The organism is Geodermatophilus sp. SYSU D00879 (assembly GCF_054050375.1).
In genome coordinates this window covers 1-14,409 of sequence record NZ_JBJGZF010000035.1, presented here as the reverse complement: position 1 = coordinate 14,409, position 14,409 = coordinate 1, and the positions used below count along the sequence as shown (strand labels likewise).

Below are 14,409 nucleotides of genomic sequence, written 5' to 3'. Positions count from 1 at the left end.
GGCCGGCTGCTGGGGCGGTGCGGGGGGCGGTCTCGCCGCCGCCTCGGGGGTCGGGGGGCGGGGCGGGGGGGGCGCCGCCGCGGCGGCGGGAGCGGCTGCGGCGCGAGCGCGGCGCCGGGGTCTCCTCGTCGTCCTCGGCCGGCGCCGCGACGTCCTCGACGTCGGGCGACTCGGGCAGCGGCCGGCGGCTGCGCCGGCGCGGGGCCGGCGCCGCCTCGGCCTCGGGGGCCACGAAGCTCACGAAGGCCGGCGCCACCGGGGCGGCGGCCGGCGGGGGCGGCGTCCACGCGGCGGGCTCGGGGGCGGCCGCGGGGCGGGTGGCGCGGCGGCGGGGCCGCGCGATGACCGCGGTCGGCTCGGGCGAGCTGAACTGGGCGCCGAACGGCGACCGGTCCGGCTCGTCCTCCGGGTCCTCCTCGGGCTCCGGGGTGGGTCCGGCCTCCACGGGTGGCTCGGCCGCGGCGGTCTCCGCCGGCTCCTCGTCGGGGGTCTCCCCGGTCGCCGCCTCCCCGCTCAGCACCTCCGCGACCGGCGCGTCGCCGGGCGGGAGGGCGGGCGCCGACCCGCTGCTGGTGTCGGTGGTCGGGGTGTCGCTGTCCTGGTCGGCCACGAGGGCTCGCCTCCTGTGTGGTGCTCCCGGGCGCCGGTCCCCACCGGGGGACGGGCGGCCGCGCAGGAGCACGGGTTGGGCGGGCCGGGTGGCCGCTCGGGTGCGGCGGCGAGCCCGGCTCGCGAAGTCTGTGGTCGGTCCCGCGCGGCGGTCGCCGCGGCCGGGGCCGCACTGCTGGTGGAGCGGTGGTACCGATGGTCTCGGGTGGTGCCGGTCCGGGGCGGCACGTCTGGCAGCCGTGTCGCTCGACGTCGCGGTGGCTCCCGGGTCGCCCGGTCAGACGGCGGCGTGCTCCCCCTGGCAGCGGGTGCGCGCCGCTCGGTCGGGACCGAGCGGATCGGCCACGGTCCCGCTGTCGTCGAGCCGGCCCTGCGCCTCACGCACGGCCCGGGGGGGCGACGGCGGGCGCAGGTCGGCGACGGCGGCGAGAGCGGCCACCACGTCGTCGGGTCGAACGGCGGGCGTCACCTGCCGGACAACCAGGTGCAGTATGGCACAACCTGCCTCCCCGCCCGCGGACGCGGAGGCCACGGGGCCGCGCGCATCGACGTCGCGGAGGCCGTTCTTGGTGCGCTTGGCGACGAGCACCTCCGCCCGGGCGAGGAAGGCGTCGACCGCCGCGGCGAGGGTGGCGGGCTCGACGCCGGAGAGCTCGATCCGCCACCGCGCGGCGTCGATCCGGTCGGCCAGCGAGCCGCCGCCCTCGGCGGCCTCCACGCACTCGAGGACGTCGATGCCCGGGGGCAGCGACGCGTCCAGCACGGCCCGGACCTCCTCGGGGTCGCGCCGCTCGGCCAGGCCGATCTCCAGGTACTCGGCCTCGCTGGCCGCCCCGGTCGGCGCCGCGCCCACGTAGCTGATCTTCGGGTGCGGGGTGAAGCCGGCGGAGTAGGCCATCGGCACCCGCGCGCGGCGCAGCGCCCGCTCCAGCGCGCGGGCGAGGTCGCGGTGGGAGGCGAAGCGCAGCGGGCCGCGCTTGGCGTAGCGCAGCCGCAGGCGCTGGACGGTCGGCGGCGGGGGCGGGCCCTCCGGGGTGCGCGCCACGCTCAGCGGCCGACGACGGTGAGCGGCAGCAGGCTGCGCCCGGTGGGACCGATCTGGATCTCGGTGCCGTTGGTCGGGCAGACGCCGCAGTCGTAGCAGGGCGTCCACCGGCAGTCGGCGACCTCCTCCTCCGACAGCGCGTCCTGCCAGTCGTCCCAGAGCCACTCCTTGTCCAGCCCGGAGTCCAGGTGGTCCCAGGGCAGGACCTCGTCCTGGGTGCGCTCGCGGGTGGTGAACCAGTCCAGGTCCACGCCGAGCGGGGTGAGCTCCGCGGCGGCCGCGGCGGTCCAGCGCTCGAAGGAGAAGTGCTCGCTCCAGCCGTCGAACCGGCCGCCCTCGCGCCACACCCGCTCGATCACCCGGCCCACCCGGCGGTCGCCGCGGGACAGCAGGCCCTCGATCACGCCGGGCTTGCCGTCGTGGTAGCGCAGGCCGATGGAGCGGCCGATCCGGCGGTCGGCGTTGATGGCCTGCCGCAGGACCCGCAGGCGGTGGTCGATGGTCTCGGCGCTGGCCTGCCCGGCCCACTGGAACGGGGTGTGCGGCTTGGGCACGAACCCGCCGATGGACACGGTGCAGCGGATGTCCTTGCGGCCGCTGGCCTCGCGGCCGGCGCGGATGACCTCCACGGCCAGCTCGGCGATCTCCAGGACGTCCTCGTCGGTCTCCGTGGGGAGCCCGCACATGAAGTAGAGCTTCACCTGCTGCCAGCCGTTGGCGTAGGCGGTGGTGACGGTGGCGACCAGGTCCTCCTTGGACACGGTCTTGTTGATCACCCGGCGGATCCGCTCGCTGCCGCCCTCGGGCGCGAAGGTCAGCCCCGACCGGCGGCCGTTGCGGGACAGCTCGTTGGCGAGGGTGACGTTGAAGGCGTCGACGCGGGTGCTCGGCAGGGACAGCCCGGTGTTGGTGCCCTCGTAGCGGTCGGCGAGCTCCTTGGCGACCTGGCCGATCTCGGAGTGGTCGGCGCTGGACAGCGACAGCAGCCCGACCTCCTCGTAGCCGGTCGCGCGCAGGCCCTGGTCGACCATCGAGCCGATGCCGGTGATCGTCCGCTCGCGCACCGGGCGGGTGATCATCCCGGCCTGGCAGAACCGGCAGCCGCGGGTGCAGCCGCGGAAGATCTCGACGCTCATCCGCTCGTGCACGCTCTCGGCCAGCGGCACCAGCGGCGTCTTCGGGTAGGGCCACTCGTCGAGGTCCATGACGGTGCGCTTGCCGACCCGGGCCGGGACGTCGTCGCGGGTCCGGGTCACCGCGGCGATCGCGCCGTCGGGGCCGTAGGAGACGGCGTAGAAGCGCGGCACGTAGACGCCGTCGACGCGGGCCAGCCGGGCCAGCAGCTCCTCGCGGCCGCCGGGGCGGCCCTGCTCCTTCCACGCCTTCACCACGTCGGTGACGTCGCCGACGACCTGCTCGCCGTCGCCGAGGACGGCGCAGTCGACGAAGTCGGCGATCGGCTCGGGGTTGAACGCGGCGTGCCCGCCGGCGACGACGACCGGGTGCGTCTCGTCGCGGTCGGCCGCGTGCAGCGGGATCCCGGCGAGGTCGAGGGCCTCGAGCAGGTTCGTGTAGCCGAGCTCGGTGGCGAAGCTGACCCCGAGGACGTCGAAGTCGCGCACCGGGCGGTGGGCGTCGACGGTGAACTGGCCGACGCCGTGCTCGCGCATGAGCGCGGCGAGGTCGGGCCAGACGGCGTAGGTGCGCTCGGCGAGGGCGTCGGGGCGCTCGTTGAGCACCTCGTACAGGATCATGAGGCCCTGGTTGGGCAGCCCCACCTCGTAGGCGTCCGGGTACATCAGCGCCCAGTGCACGGCGACGTCGTCCCAGGCCTTGACCTGGGCGTTCAACTCACCGCCCACGTACTGGATGGGCTTCTGCACCTGGGCCAGCAGGGGCTCGAGACGGGGGTACAGGCTCTCTCCGCTCATGACCCGTCCAGGGTAGACGGCTCCCCCGGCGCCCCCGGCCCGGTTCTCGACCAGCGCCGCAGCGTGATCACGACTAAACTGACGGTGACCAGCAGGACGGCCTCCGAGGAGGAGCATGGTCCCGCCGGCCGGGAGCACCGGTGCACTGCGCGACGCCGACGGCGTCTCCCCGACCCGACCCTCCGGCCGGCTCGCGCTGCCGCTGCCGAGGGGCCGCGCGATGCCTGCCGAGCAGTGGGCCGCCCACCACCTCCTCGTCCTCCGGACGCTGCTGGTCCTCCTCGCCGCGGTCCCGGTCTACGCGCTGGTCCGCGGGGGCGGCGTCGTCTCCGCCGTCCTGCACGCCGCGCCCCTGGCCCTGCTGACCGCGCTGGCCTGGGCGCCGGGGCTGGGCCGCAACACCCGCGCCGCGGCCGCCGCCCTCGGGCTGATGACCGCCGCGGCCCTGGGCGTGTGGCTGTCCGGCGGCGCCACCGAGGCGCACTTCCTGTTCTTCGCGCTGCTCCCGCTCGCCGCGCTCTACGCCGCGCGGGCGCCGTTCCTGCTCGCGGTCGGGTTCGTCGCCGCCCACCACCTCGTGCTGGGCACGCTGTGGCCGCACGCGGTGTTCGGGCACTCGGTCGCGGCGCTGCCGATGGCCGCCCTGCACGCGGGGCTGGTGCTGCTGGAGAGCTGGGCGTGCCTGGTGGCCTGGCGGCGCTTCGACGACCGGCGCGAGCGCGTCGAGCAGCTGGTCGCCGAGCGCACCGCCGAGCTGCGCGCCCAGCGCGACGAGCTGGCCCGGCTGGCCGCCGTCGTGCAGACCACCGACGACGCCGTCGTGACGACGACCCCCGACGGCCGGATCACCAGCTGGAACCCCGGCGCGGAGCGGCTCTACGGCTGGACCGCCGCCGAGGCGCTCGGCCGGCCCGCGTCGATGCTGTCCGCCGGCGCCCCGCTCCCCGCGGACCTGACCCGGCTGCCGCCCGGCAGCCACGAGCGGCGGCACCGCCGGAAGGACGGCTCGGCCTTCGACGCCCTGGTCACCTTCTCCCTCATCCGCGACGAGGACGGCACCCCCACCGGCATCGCCGGGATCACCCGGGACATCACCGGCCGCAAGCGCGACGAGGCGGAGGCCCGCGCCGCCGCCCGCCAGCTGGAGCAGCAGGCCGGGGAGCTGGCCCGGATGGCGCTGCACGACCCGCTCACGGGCCTGGCGAACCGGGTGCTCATGCAGGACCGGCTCGAGCACGCCCTCGCCGACCGCCGCGCCCGCCGGCACGCGGTCCTGCTGCTGGACCTCGACGACTTCAAGGCGGTCAACGACGTCGCCGGGCACGAGGCCGGGGACGCCGTGCTCGTCGCCGTCGCCCGCCGGCTGGAGGCGTCCGTGCGGCCGGCCGACACCGTGGCCCGCCTCGGCGGCGACGAGTTCGTGGTGCTCATGGAGGACGTCGAGGGCCGCCGCGACGTCGTCACCGTGGCCGAGCGGCTGCTGGGCGCGCTGCGCCGGCCGGTCGGCTGGAACGGCGAGGAGTTCACCGTCGGCGGCAGCGTCGGCGTCACGTTCACCGACGCCGCCGACCGGCGCGGCATGGACGACCTGCTCCGCGACGCCGACCTGGCGATGTACGTGGCCAAGTCCGGCGGCAAGAACCGGGTGCGGGTGTTCGAGCGCGGCATGCGCGAGGAGGTCGCCGCGCAGGACGAGCTGGTCCGCGACCTGCGCGCCGCCGTCGGCTCCGGCGAGCTGCGGGTGCTCTACCAGCCGCAGGTGGACCTGCGCAGCGGCGCGGTCACCGGCGTGGAGGCGCTGGCCCGCTGGCAGTCGCACAGCCGCGGGCTGGTGGAGCCGGCCGGCTTCATCCCGGTCGCCGAGGCCAGCGGCGTCATCGACGCGATCGACGACTGGGTGATCGGCCAGGCGTGCGCCCAGCTGCGCGCGTGGGACGACGCCGGGCTGCCCCCGCTGCGGGTGGCGGTCAACGTCTCCCCGCGCCGGCTGGCCACCGGCGACCTCGCCGTCAGCATCGCCGCGGCCGCCCGGGACGCCGGCGTGGACCCCGGCCGGCTGGAGATCGAGGTGCCCGAGGCCGTCGCCGCCGGTCCCGACGCCGCGGCCGGCATCCGCGAGGTGCGGGCGCTGGGTGTGCACGTGGCCATCGACGACTTCGGCACCGGCGCGTCGTCGCTGGCCCGGCTGCAGGACCTGCCGCTGGACCGGCTGAAGATCGACCCCTCGTCGGTGGCGCTGCTGGCCGCCGGCGCCGCGGCCGGGTCGGTCGCCGACGCGGTCATCGCGCTGGGCAACAGCCTGGGCCTGCAGGTGGTGGCCGAGGGCGTCGAGCAGCCCGCGCAGCTGGCCGCGCTGCGGTCGCTGGGCTGCGACGCCGCGCAGGGCCACCTGTTCGGCGCCCCCGTGCCGGCCGACACCGTCGAGCGGCTGGTCCGCGCCGGCCGCCCGCTGCTGGGTGCCGCCTAACGCAGGAGCAGGCCCTGCAGCCGGCGGGCGCCCACCGCGAGGCCCGCCACGCCCAGCACCGCGAGGTAGGCGACCGAGACCAGCAGCCCCCACCGAACGTCGCCGGTCACCAGCCCGCGGACCAGCTCGATGCCGTGGTAGAGCGGCGTGCACTCGACGACGACCTGCAGCGGCCGCGGGTAGGTCGACAGCGGGTAGAAGGTCGTGGAGAACAGAAACAGCGGCAGGATCACGACCTGCACGAACTCGAAGTCCTGCCAGCCGCGCAGGAACGTGCTCGCGGCCAGCCCGACGGCGGCGAAGGCGAACCCGATGAGCACCGCCGCGGGCAGCGCGAGCACCGCCCACCACGAGCCGACCAGGCCCATGGCGAGCATGACCAGCAGGAACGCCGTGGAGTACACGGCGCCGCGCAGCAGCGCCCACACCGTCTCCCCCACCGCGGCGTCGGCGGCCGAGACCGGCGTGGCGAGGACGGCGTCGTAGAGCTTGGCGTAGCGCAGCTTGAAGAACAGGTTGAACACGGCGTCGTAGACCGCGCCGTTCATCGCGGCCGAGGCGAGCAGCGCCGGGGCGACGAACTCCTGGTAGGTGAGCGCGGTGCCGGTGTCGGTGACGACGTCGCCGACCAGCCCGCCGATGCCGACGCCGATCGAGAACAGGTAGAAGAACGGCTCGGCGAACCCGGAGACGAACACCAGCCAGCTGCGCCGGGCCACCAGCAGGTTCCGGTACACCAGCTGCCCGGCCCGCCGCGCGGACAGCGGGTACAGCGGCACGACCCGCAGCAGCAGCGACGCCGGGCGCGCCGGCGCGGGGACCCCGGTCACCGGACCAGCCGCCGCTGCAGCGCCCGGGCGGCCAGCCACGCGCCGACGGCGACCCACAGCGCCAGGTAGCCGACGTGCAGCAGCGCGGACCCCGCCTCCGCCGTCCCGAGGGCGAGGTCGCGGGCCAGGGCGACGCCGTGCCACAGCGGGGTGGCGTACGCGAACCACTCCAGCGCCGCCGGCAGCTGCGTCACCGGGAAGAACGTCCCGCTGAACAGGAACATCGGCACGATGAGGAACCGCTGCAGCGCGGCGAACGCGGCGTCCTCCTCCAGCCGGGCGGCCATGGCCGTCACCGGCGCGGCGAAGGCCAGGCCGGTGAGCAGCGCGACCGGCAGCGCGAGCACCACCAGCGGGCTCTCCGCGGCGCCGAACAGCACGAGCACGACCAGGAACGCCGCCGCCGACGTCGTCACGCGGAAGGCGACGTAGAGCAGGTGACCGGTGAGGACGTCGGCCGGGCGGGCGGGCGTGGCGAGCACCGCCTCGTAGAGCCGGTCCCACTTGAGCGCCCCGAGCACCGGGTAGGTCGACTCGCCGGTCGCCGTCTGCATGGCCGCGGCCACCAGCAGGCCCGGCGCGAGGAAGGCCAGGTAGCCCACCCCGCCGGGGACGCCGGGCCCGCGGTCGACGAGGGTGCCGAGCGTCAGGCCCATCGCGGCGAGGAACAGCACCGGCTCCAGCACGCTGCCGATCGCGCTGCTGCGCCAGAAGTGCCGGTGCGCGGTCAGCCGCTGGGCCAGGAAGGAGCGGGCGGCCGGGGACGGGACCACGTCAGTCGACCAGCGTCCGGCCGGTGAGCCGCAGGAACACGTCCTCCAGCGAGCTGCGCCGGACCAGCGACGACAGCGGCCGCAGCCCGAGCGCGAGCACCTCGGTCAGCGCGGCGTCGCCGTCGGCGGTGTAGAGCAGCAGCCGGTCGGGCAGCACCTCCACCCGCTCGACGGCGCTGCGGGAGACCAGCGGCGCCAGCGCGTCGGCGTGCGCGGCCGGCCCGCCGCCGCCCTCGGTCAGCGGGAAGCGGAGCTCGCACACCTCGCGGGTGGACCAGGTGGCGATCAGCTGCGCCGGGGAGCCCTCGGCCGCGATCCGGCCGCGGTCCATGACCACCAGCCGGTCGCACAGCTGCTCGGCCTCGTCCATGTAGTGCGTGGTGAGCACGAGGGTGACCCCGCGCTGCTTGAGCCGGTACAGCCGCTCCCACAGCACGTGCCGGGCCTGCGGGTCCAGCCCGGTGGTGGGCTCGTCGAGCAGCACCACGTCGGGGTCGTTGACCAGCGCGCGGGCGATGGTGACCCGCCGCTTCATCCCGCCCGACAGCGGCTCGACCCGGTCCCGCGCCCGGTCGGTGAGCTGCACGAAGTCCAGCAGCTCGCCCGCGCGCTCGCGGACCACGGCCCGCGGCAGCCCGAAGTACCGGCCGTAGACCAGCAGGTTCTCCTCGACCGTCAGCTCGAGGTCGAGGTTGTCGGTCTGCGGGACGACGCCGAGGCGGGCGCGGATCGCCGGGCCGTCGACGGCGGGGTCCATGCCGAGGATCCGCAGCTCCCCCGCCGTCGGCGGCGACACCGCCCCGACCATCCGCATGGTCGTGCTCTTGCCGGCGCCGTTGGGCCCGAGGAAGCCGAAGGCCTCCCCGGGCGCGATGTCGACGTCGATGCCGTCGACGGCGGTGTGCTCCCCGAAGCGCTTCACCAGGCCCCGGGCCCGGACCAGCGACTCCACCACGTCCCCCATGCTGCCCCCGGCCCCCGGGGCCGGGTCGAGCCGATTACGCCTTGAGGTCCGGGAAGAACAGCCCGATCTCGCGGGCGGCGGACTCGTCGGAGTCCGAGCCGTGCACGATGTTCGACTGCACCTCGAGGGCGAAGTCGCCGCGGATGGTGCCGGGGGCGGCCTTGACCGGGTCGGTGGCGCCGGCCAGCGCGCGGAACGCCTCGACCGCGCGCGGCCCCTCGACGACGAGGGCGAGCAGCGGGCCGCCGGTGATGAACTCGACCAGCGAGCCGAAGAACGGCTTCTCGCGGTGCTCGCCGTAGTGCTCCTCGGCGACCTCGCGGGGAAGGGTGCGCAGCTCGGCGGCGACCAGGCGCAGGCCCTTGGCCTCCAGCCGCGAGACGACCTCTCCGACCAGGCCGCGGGCGACGCCGTCGGGCTTGACGAGGACCAGGGTGCGATCAGTCACGGGACGGCAGCCTACGGGGCGCCGAAATGTCAACCGGGGTTGACATCCCGGCGATCGTCAACCATGGTTGACACCATGACCGCCCGGACCGCGGACGAGACGCTTACCGCCGCCACCAGCGACGACCCCGCCGTCGGCCTGCGGGGGGTCCGCGCGCTGCGGGACCTGGCCGACCGGCTGGAGGCCCTGCAGGTCGCCGCCGCCCGCCGGCGCGGCTGGTCGTGGCAGCAGGTCGCCGACGCGCTCGGCGTCACGCGGCAGGCGGTGCACAAGAAGCACGCCCGGTCGTCCGGGACGACGTGGAAGGAGTCCTGAGGTGTTCGAACGCTTCGCCGCCGAGGCCCGCTCGGTCGTGCTGCTGGCCCGGGAGGAGGCACGGGCGGCCGGCGCCGACAGCGTCGACCCGGTGCACCTGCTCGTGGCCCTGGCTGCCGCACCCGGCCCGGCCGGCCCGCTGCTGGCCGCCGCGGGCGTGCACGTGACCGATCTCCGCGCGGGCCTGTCCCCCTCCGGGGGCGGCGCGCTCGACGCGGAGGCGCTGGCCGCGCTCGGCATCGACCTGGACCGGGTGCGGGCCGCCGCGGAGGCGGCGTTCGGCCCGGGCGCACTGGACCGCGCGGGCCGGCCGCGCCGGGCGGGGTACGCCCGCTTCGGCCCCGGCAGCAAGGAGGCGCTGAAGGAGGCGCTGCGCGCGGCGCTGGTGCGGGGCGACCGGGTCATCGACGGCCGGCACCTGCTCGCGGGGGTGCTCGAGGTCGGCGACCCCGCGGTGTCCGCGGCGCTGGCCCGCGCCGGCACCGACGTCGCCGCCCTGCGGCGGCGGCTGGACGGGCGGGCCGACGCGGCCTGATCAGGCGGGCGGGGCGTCGTCCCCGGAGGGAGCGGCCGGCTCGCGGAACGGCGCGCCCAGCAGCTCCTTGCGGATCTGCAGCAGGTACAGCCAGATCAGCAGGAACACGCCGCCGACGAACCACATCGACGAGTCGATGAGCCCGGTGAGCAGCAGCGGGACCTGCAGCGCGGTACCGATCTCCAGGCCGCGCGGGCGCCGCTGGACGCCGCTGGCCAGCACCAGGACGACGGCGAGCACGAGCAGGATCGTCAGCCGGGTGGCGCCGAGGCCGGCCTCGGTCTGCGCGATCGCCCGCGGGACGAACAGCACCGCGATGCCCTCGAGCAGCAGCACGGCGGCGGCCGCCCCGCGCAGCGCCCTCGCGGCCCGGACCGGGTCCGGCGCGGTCACGGTGTCTCCTCGCCGGCGCTCGTCGGCACCGTGCCGCCCGGTGCTCTGCCCGTGCGTGACCTCGCGAGCGCGGTCACGACCGGCCGCCCAGGACGGTCCGCGCCTCGCCGGCGGTGATCACGCTGCCGGTGACCAGCACGCCCGCGCCGCCGAGGGCGTCGTCGGGACCGGCCTCGGCCAGCTCGATCGCCTCGGTGAGCGCCTCCGGCAGCCGCGGCGAGACGCTCACCCGGTCGGCGCCGAACACGTCCACGGCGAGCGCGCCGAGCTCGTCGGCGGGGACAGCCCGCGGGGAGCTGTTCTGCGTCACCACCAGCTCGGCGCAGACGGTCTCCAGCTCGCGCAGCATCCCCTCGACGTCCTTGCCGTGCACCGCGCCGACCACCCCGACCAGCCGGGTGAAGTCGAAGGACTCCCGGATGGCCTCCACGGTCGCGGCCATCCCGGCCGGGTTGTGCGCGGCGTCGACCAGCACCGTCGGGCTGGTGCGCACCCGCTCGAGCCGGCCGGGCGAGCGGACGGCGGCGAAGGCGGCGCGCACCGTCTCGACGTCGACGGTCCCGGTGGCCGCGCCGGCACCGAGGAACGCCTCGACGGCGGCCAGCGCGGTGGCCGCGTTCTGGGCCTGGTGCGCGCCGAACAGGGGCAGGTAGACGTCGTCGTACTCCCCGCCCAGGCCCTGCAGCCGCAGCTGCTGCCCGCCGACGGCGACCCGCCGGTCCAGCACGCCGAACTCGGTGCCCTCGCGCGCCACCACGGCCTCGACCTCGACCGCGCGGCGGACCAGCGCGTCCAGCGCGCCGGGCTGCTGGTGGGCGAGGACGGCGATCGCGTCGGCCTTGATGATCCCGGCCTTCTCGCCGGCGATCGTGGCGACGTCGGGACCGAGGTACTCGGCGTGGTCCAGCGCCACCGGCGTGACGACGGCGACCCGCGCGTCGGCGACGTTCGTGGCGTCCCACGTGCCGCCCATGCCGACCTCGATGACCGCGACGTCGACCGGCGCCTCGGCGAACAGCGCGTACGCCATGCCGACCACGACCTCGAAGAAGCTCATCGGGTGCTCGCCGGCGGCGTCGACCATCTGCACGTAGGGCGCGATGTCGTCGTAGGTCTCGACGAACCGCTCGGCGCTGACCGGCTCGCCGTCGAGCACGATCCGCTCGCGCACCGACTGCAGGTGCGGGCTGGTGAACCGGCCCACCCGCAGTCCGAAGCCGCGCAGCAGCTCGTCGACCATCCGCGACGTCGTCGTCTTGCCGTTGGTGCCGGCGACCTGCACGACCGGGTAGGCCCGGTGCGGGCTGCCCAGCAGGTCGACCAGGGCGGCGATGCGGCCCAGCGAGGGCTCCAGCCGGGTCTCCGGCCAGCGCGCCAGCAGCTCCTTCTCGACGCGGGCGAGCTCGGCCTCGGGACTGCTGCTCATCCTCCCCAGGATGCCAGCCGCGCACTTCCTAGGATGGGGGCATGGTCGCCGATCCCCTCCCCCCGGTCAGCACCACCCCGGGAGCCGGGGCCGGGGTACCCGAGAAGCCGAGCCTCGACGGACTCGAGGACACCTGGGTCGCCCGCTGGGCCGAGCAGGACACCTACGCCTTCGACCGCGCCGCCGCGCTCGCCGCGCCGCGCGAGCAGGTCTACTCGATCGACACCCCGCCGCCGACCGCCAGCGGGTCGCTGCACGTGGGGCACGTGTTCAGCTACACCCACACCGACATCGTCGCCCGCTACCAGCGCATGCGCGGCAAGCACGTCTTCTACCCGATGGGCTGGGACGACAACGGGCTGCCGACCGAGCGGCGGGTGCAGAACTACTACGGCGTCCGCTGCGACCCCTCGCTGCACTACGAGCCCGGTTTCGAGCCGCCCGCCAAGCCGGGCAAGGAGCAGGTGCCGATCAGCCGGCGCAACTTCGTCGAGCTGTGCATGCAGCTGACGGAGGAGGACGAGCACGCCTACGAGCAGCTGTGGCGCCGGGTCGGGCTGTCGGTGGACTGGTCGAACGTGTACCGGACCATCTCGGAGACCTCGCGGGCCACGGCGCAGCGGATGTTCCTGCACAACCTGGCCCGCGGTGAGGCCTACGCGCAGGAGGCCCCGACCCTCTGGGACGTCAGCTTCCGCACCGCCGTCGCCCAGGCCGAGCTCGAGGACCGCGAGCGCCCCGGCGCCTACCACCGGATCTCGTTCCACTCCGCCGACGGCCCGGTGTTCATCGAGACCACCCGGCCGGAGCTGCTGCCCGCGTGCGTCGCCCTGGTCGCCCACCCCGACGACGAGCGGTACCGGTCGCTGATCGGACAGACGGTGCGCACGCCGCTGTTCGACGTCGAGGTGCCGGTCGTCGCCCACCGCCTGGCCGAGCCGGACAAGGGCTCGGGCATCGCGATGATCTGCACCTTCGGCGACCTCAACGACGTCACCTGGTGGCGCGAGCTGCAGCTGCCCACCCGCGCGGTGGTCGGCTGGGACGGCCGCTTCGTCGCCGACGCCCCGGACGGCGTGCCCGCCGAGGTGTACGCCGAGCTGGCCGGCAAGACGCCGTTCAGCGCCCAGCAGCGGATCGTGGAGATGCTGCGCGAGTCCGGCGACCTGCAGGGCGAGCCGAAGGCGATCACCCACCCGGTCAAGTTCTTCGAGAAGGGCGACCGGCCGCTGGAGATCGTCACCACGCGGCAGTGGTACATCCGCAACGGCGGGCGCTCTCCCGACCTGCGCGACGCGCTGATCGTCCGCGGCCGGGAGATCACCTGGGTGCCCGACCACATGCGGCACCGCTACGAGAACTGGGTCGAGGGCCTCAACGGCGACTGGCTGATCAGCCGGCAGCGGTTCTTCGGCGTCCCGTTCCCGGTCTGGTACCGGCTCGACTCCGCCGGCGACCCCGTGTACGACGAGCCGATCCTGGCCGACGAGGCGTCGCTGCCGGTCGACCCGTCGTCCGACGTGCCGCCGGGCTTCGACGAGTCGCAGCGCGGCGTCCCCGGCGGGTTCATGGCCGACCCCGACGTCATGGACACCTGGGCGACGTCGTCGCTGTCGCCGCAGGTGGCCTCGGGCTGGGACACCGACCCGGAGCTGTTCGCGCACGTCTTCCCGATGGACCAGCGGCCGCAGGCGCACGACATCATCCGCACCTGGCTGTTCTCCACCGTCGTGCGCTCGCACTTCGAGTTCGGCACGGTGCCGTGGACGCACGCCACCATCTCCGGCTTCGTCGTCGACCCCGACCGCAAGAAGATGTCGAAGTCCAAGGGCAACGTCGTCACCCCGATCGACGTCCTCGAGCGCTACGGCACCGACGCGGTCCGCTGGCGCGCCGCCGGCGCCCGGCCGGGCGCGGACTCGCCGTTCGACGAGGCGCAGATGAAGGTCGGCCGCCGGCTGGCCATGAAGATCCTCAACGTCGGCAAGTTCGTGCTGGGCCTCGGCGTCACCGCGGACCTCTCCGCCGGGCAGGTCACCGAGCCGATCGACCTCGGGCTGCTGCGCCGGCTGGCCGACGTCGTCGACGAGGCCACCGCGGCGATGGAGGCCTACAACTACACCCGGGCGCTCGAGGTGTCCGAGGCGTTCTTCTGGTCGTTCTGCGACGACTACGTGGAGCTGGTGAAGTCCCGCGCCTACGGCTCGGACGACGCCGCCCGCTCCGCCCAGGCCGCGCTGGCCCTCGCGCTGTCGGTGCAGCTGCGGCTGTTCGCGCCGGTGCTGCCGTTCGTCACCGAGGAGGTCTGGTCCTGGTGGCAGGCCGGCTCGGTGCACCGCGCGGCGTGGCCCGCCGCCGACGAGCTGCCGACCGGCGGTGACCCGGCGGTCGTCGAGGTGGCCGCCGAGGCGCTGGCCGCGGTGCGCAAGGCCAAGTCCGAGGCCAAGCAGTCGATGCGGGCCGACGTCGAGTCCGCGACGGTGACCGCGCCGGAGGCGCAGGTGCCGCAGGTGGAGGCCGCGCGGGACGACCTCGTGTCGGCCGGGCGGATCGCCTCGCTGACCGTCGTCGCCGGCGAGGGCCCGCTGACCGTCGACGTCGTCCTCGCCGCCCCCGCGGATTGACTTCCGGGACCGCTGTACCGCGGTGGCCCAGGACCGCACCGGTCCTGGG

Annotated in this window: 12 protein-coding genes and 1 pseudogene; 4 read left to right on the top strand and 9 right to left on the bottom strand. The window is 75.4% G+C overall.

The genetic code is table 11. From position 1 onward, the window contains the following. From ACI79B_RS22960 to ACI79B_RS22950, 3 genes and pseudogenes are all read right to left on the bottom strand, one after another. Positions 1–610 (bottom strand): annotated as a pseudogene (locus tag ACI79B_RS22960) (ribonuclease E/G); the annotation flags it as partial. A 276-nt stretch (positions 611–886) separates the two neighbouring features. After that, positions 887–1,654, bottom strand: coding sequence for a TIGR03936 family radical SAM-associated protein (locus tag ACI79B_RS22955; RefSeq protein WP_456927087.1), 768 nt, complete (start codon positions 1,652–1,654; stop codon positions 887–889). A gap of 2 nt (positions 1,655–1,656) precedes the next feature. Next, positions 1,657–3,585 carry a TIGR03960 family B12-binding radical SAM protein gene (locus ACI79B_RS22950; RefSeq protein WP_456927089.1) on the bottom strand — a complete coding sequence of 643 codons (1,929 nt, stop codon included), beginning with the start codon at positions 3,583–3,585 and terminating at the stop codon, positions 1,657–1,659. A gap of 115 nt (positions 3,586–3,700) precedes the next feature. On the opposite strand from ACI79B_RS22950, the gene ACI79B_RS22945 reads away from it, so the two are divergent. After that, on the top strand, positions 3,701–6,052 hold the full coding sequence (locus ACI79B_RS22945; protein WP_456927091.1) for a putative bifunctional diguanylate cyclase/phosphodiesterase: 2,352 nt from the start codon (positions 3,701–3,703) through the stop codon (positions 6,050–6,052). On the opposite strand, the gene ACI79B_RS22940 is transcribed toward ACI79B_RS22945, so the two are convergent. The 4 genes from ACI79B_RS22940 to ndk are packed head-to-tail and all read right to left on the bottom strand — an operon-like array spanning position 6,049 to position 9,067. Then, positions 6,049–6,882 carry an ABC transporter permease gene (locus ACI79B_RS22940; protein ID WP_456927092.1) on the bottom strand — a complete coding sequence of 278 codons (834 nt, stop codon included), beginning with the start codon at positions 6,880–6,882 and terminating at the stop codon, positions 6,049–6,051. The two genes, ACI79B_RS22945 and ACI79B_RS22940, sit on opposite strands and share 4 nt — an antisense overlap. Continuing rightward, positions 6,879–7,655 carry an ABC transporter permease gene (locus tag ACI79B_RS22935; protein ID WP_456927094.1) on the bottom strand — a complete coding sequence of 259 codons (777 nt, stop codon included), beginning with the start codon at positions 7,653–7,655 and terminating at the stop codon, positions 6,879–6,881. Before ACI79B_RS22935 ends, ACI79B_RS22940 begins: the two co-directional genes overlap by 4 nt. A gap of 1 nt (position 7,656) precedes the next feature. Continuing rightward, a complete protein-coding gene (locus ACI79B_RS22930; RefSeq protein WP_456927095.1) occupies positions 7,657–8,610 on the bottom strand; it encodes an ABC transporter ATP-binding protein in 954 nt (317 codons plus the stop codon). A gap of 43 nt (positions 8,611–8,653) precedes the next feature. Next, entirely contained in the window at positions 8,654–9,067 is a 414-nt protein-coding gene (gene ndk / locus ACI79B_RS22925) for a nucleoside-diphosphate kinase (protein WP_456927096.1), read from the bottom strand. Between the two features lie 75 nt (positions 9,068–9,142). Here ndk and ACI79B_RS22920 point away from each other — a divergent pair, with 75 nt between their 5' ends. Next, positions 9,143–9,382 carry a helix-turn-helix domain-containing protein gene (locus ACI79B_RS22920; RefSeq protein WP_456927097.1) on the top strand — a complete coding sequence of 80 codons (240 nt, stop codon included), beginning with the start codon at positions 9,143–9,145 and terminating at the stop codon, positions 9,380–9,382. Position 9,383: 1 nt separating this feature from the next. Further along, positions 9,384–9,917, top strand: a complete 534-nt coding sequence (locus ACI79B_RS22915; RefSeq protein ID WP_456927098.1) for a Clp protease N-terminal domain-containing protein — start codon at positions 9,384–9,386, stop codon at positions 9,915–9,917. On the opposite strand, the gene ACI79B_RS22910 is transcribed toward ACI79B_RS22915, so the two are convergent. Together ACI79B_RS22910 and folC are read right to left on the bottom strand one after the other, a co-directional pair. After that, a complete protein-coding gene (locus tag ACI79B_RS22910) occupies positions 9,918–10,310 on the bottom strand; it encodes a DUF4233 domain-containing protein (RefSeq protein WP_456927099.1) in 393 nt (130 codons plus the stop codon). A gap of 73 nt (positions 10,311–10,383) precedes the next feature. Then, complete coding sequence (gene folC / locus ACI79B_RS22905) at positions 10,384–11,736, bottom strand: bifunctional tetrahydrofolate synthase/dihydrofolate synthase (RefSeq protein WP_456927100.1); 1,353 nt, start codon at positions 11,734–11,736, stop codon at positions 10,384–10,386. 41 nt (positions 11,737–11,777) lie between these two features. On the opposite strand from folC, the gene valS reads away from it, so the two are divergent. Next, on the top strand, positions 11,778–14,360 hold the full coding sequence (gene valS / locus ACI79B_RS22900) for a valine--tRNA ligase (protein ID WP_456927101.1): 2,583 nt from the start codon (positions 11,778–11,780) through the stop codon (positions 14,358–14,360). The last annotated feature ends 49 nt before the right edge of the window (positions 14,361–14,409 follow it).

Bases quoted from the DNA above. Each gene is read 5' to 3' on its own strand.
- ACI79B_RS22950 (WP_456927089.1), bottom strand. From the start codon at position 3,585: ATGAGCGGAGAGAGCCTGTACCCCCGTCTCGAGCCCCTGCTGGCCCAG.
- ACI79B_RS22945 (WP_456927091.1), top strand. From the start codon at position 3,701: ATGGTCCCGCCGGCCGGGAGCACCGGTGCACTGCGCGACGCCGACGGC.
- ACI79B_RS22920 (WP_456927097.1), top strand. From the start codon at position 9,143: ATGACCGCCCGGACCGCGGACGAGACGCTTACCGCCGCCACCAGCGAC.
- folC (WP_456927100.1), bottom strand. From the start codon at position 11,736: ATGAGCAGCAGTCCCGAGGCCGAGCTCGCCCGCGTCGAGAAGGAGCTG.
- valS (WP_456927101.1), top strand. From the start codon at position 11,778: ATGGTCGCCGATCCCCTCCCCCCGGTCAGCACCACCCCGGGAGCCGGG.